The organism is Pseudoalteromonas sp. CR1, assembly GCF_019392235.1.
Lineage (GTDB): Bacteria > Pseudomonadota > Gammaproteobacteria > Enterobacterales > Alteromonadaceae > Pseudoalteromonas.
Window position 1 is genome coordinate 1 of the sequence record NZ_JAHXRM010000398.1, and the last position, 256, is coordinate 256.

The 256-nt window shown below is 70.3% G+C and carries 1 protein-coding gene; it reads left to right on the forward strand.

Going from position 1 to position 256, the window contains the following annotated elements; genetic code table 11:
• Positions 1-256 (forward strand): amidohydrolase family protein (locus KZZ04_RS19885; protein ID WP_219423985.1); only part of this gene is annotated, 256 nt, incomplete at both ends.

Sequence of the window (256 nt, forward strand, 5' to 3'; positions counted from 1 at the left end):
CACGGAGCAAGCCGTCGAGTCAGACCGGATGATTCCGTTCGCGAGCGTCCATCCGGACGACGAGGACGTCGGGGGGATCGTCCGGGAGGCGTTCGAGGCGGGGGCCCGTGGGCTGAAGTTCCACTGTCCGGTGCAAGCGTGTGCGCCGGCCGACCCCCGGATCGAACCGGCCCTCGAGGCCGCCGTCGAGTACGACCGGCCGGTCACCTACCACGGCGGGACCGCGCCGATGTACGAGGATAGCCCCTACGTCGGT